Source organism: Lachnotalea glycerini (assembly GCF_003201285.1).
GTDB classification, from domain to species: domain Bacteria; phylum Bacillota; class Clostridia; order Lachnospirales; family Lachnospiraceae; genus Lachnotalea; species Lachnotalea glycerini.
In genome coordinates this window covers 62357-64161 of record NZ_QICS01000017.1, presented here as the reverse complement: position 1 = coordinate 64161, position 1805 = coordinate 62357, and the positions used below count along the sequence as shown (strand labels likewise).

The 1805-nt window shown below is 31.2% G+C and carries 3 protein-coding genes; all 3 read right to left on the bottom strand.

What is annotated here, in order from left to right:
- Positions 1 to 123: 123 nt before the first annotated feature.
- Positions 124 to 465, bottom strand: a complete 342-nt coding sequence (locus C8E03_RS19850) for a hypothetical protein (protein WP_110291934.1) — start codon at positions 463 to 465, stop codon at positions 124 to 126.
- A 17-nt stretch (positions 466 to 482) separates the two neighbouring features.
- Positions 483 to 1178, bottom strand: coding sequence for a polymorphic toxin type 35 domain-containing protein (locus C8E03_RS19845; RefSeq protein WP_207657820.1), 696 nt, complete (start codon positions 1176 to 1178; stop codon positions 483 to 485).
- Between the two features lie 156 nt (positions 1179 to 1334).
- Positions 1335 to 1613 carry a hypothetical protein gene (locus tag C8E03_RS19840; protein ID WP_110291932.1) on the bottom strand — a complete coding sequence of 93 codons (279 nt, stop codon included), beginning with the start codon at positions 1611 to 1613 and terminating at the stop codon, positions 1335 to 1337.
- Positions 1614 to 1805: the final 192 nt, after the last annotated feature.

Below are 1805 nucleotides of genomic sequence, written 5' to 3'. Positions count from 1 at the left end.
GGGCTGTCATTTTTTCTAGCCATAAAAAAACCTCCAAACTGTGTAAGTTTATCTTACATCAGTTTGAAGGTTTACACAAACTTTGGGATAGTCCCTTTATATAATCAACTTTCATCATTTAATTTAATTACCACGTTTCACTTCTTCAATCCACTCAGCATATTTAGAATTTTCGCTATAATTAAGTGCTTCTTCAGCATACGCTAAAGCAAGTTCCTCTGAATGTGGCGGTGTAAGCGGAATAAATAAGTAATAAGACAAAAGATAGCATACATGTGCTAACTCTTCTTTTGCTTTTTCTTTTTTTAAATAATGATATTCATTCAGCAAAATAAAAAACACATTAAATTGAAGTGTTTCATCATTTGAAGAATACAAATCGTCTAATTCTTTTTCTGTTAACTGTGTTATTAAATTAATAGGTATAACTTCACTTTCAAATTTAAAATATTCTTTAAAATTCATTTTTATCCGTCCTAACCTTACTCTGTCCAAGCTGTACTAATATATTTGACAAGCCCTTCTGCATCTTTTATAAAGCGTACCACAACTGTATTGCCTTTGTAAACAAGCGTACGAATATATTGATCTCCTGTTTCCCATTTTTCTGTACCCTCTTTTAAAGCTTTAATCAGGATTGGAGAAACATCACTCCACTTAGGGTCTTTATTAAATTTATTCCAATTGTGCTTTTGATTCATAATATGATTTTGTTTATTACTATTACAATTATTAACAGCATTTTCTGCCGAATTATTAAATGCTCTTTTAGCAAACCAATTTGTAACTGCTTTATATACCCAGTTACCTGCTGTAATTGCAACACCTGCCACTACCACTACACCTGCTGCTGTAACAACTACTTCACCTACACCGGGTATCCACCATGTACCTGCTGCAAGAGCTATTGCAGAACGATTACTCATTAATCCATCTGCCGGATTTTGAGTGATTTCTTCTGCATTATTAAGTAATTGAATAAATTCCGATTGTGAATAATATGTACCTTTAATATATACACCTGAGTCCATAACAGTAATTGTATTAATTGAAATACTGCTTATTTGTTCAGACACAACAGTGTTCTGACCAACATTTGCATTAACTGTAGTGCCCATAGTTGTTATTAGCATAGCAAACGCTAATAACAATGATAATTTTTTTCTAAAATAACTCATCATAATCCCTCCTAGTAATATAAATGTTTTTATTTAGACTATATTAATAGATATTTTTTATTCCGTCAATATCTTTCTATAAAAATAAACAGTTTTATATTTTTTATTAGTTTGTTGCATATGCGGTTTGTATTAGTTAATCATTAAAATTGATTTCTAAATAGCTTTATTAACATAATTTTTACCACCATAATTCAGCGCTATATATCCACTTGGAATCTTTCCCCACGTATCATCACCATTTCTAATAATTTCACTTACCGTAACCTTAGTACCACGTTTCAGTACTCCTCCTGAAGTAGCGTGAGCCTTTCCATTTGTTGTCAGCTGTGAATATGCTTTTGCTTTATAGTCTGTTCCCGGTCCCATTCGCACTTTCAAATTTACCGTAAGCTCATAGGTTCCTAACGTATAATTAGCACAAGATATGTTCATCCAGAACCGCTGCATTATTATTAAATGATGCTATATTTATTTCTTGAAATTGTGCTTTTTGCACTCCATTATTTGTTGTTTCCATATAATTTTTTCCCTTATAATTAAGTAAGTTTTAGTTTCAAATTACAAATAACATTTTTTTCGCTGTTCAGTCAGCTATTTATTTGTACTCACATTGTAACATTGCAT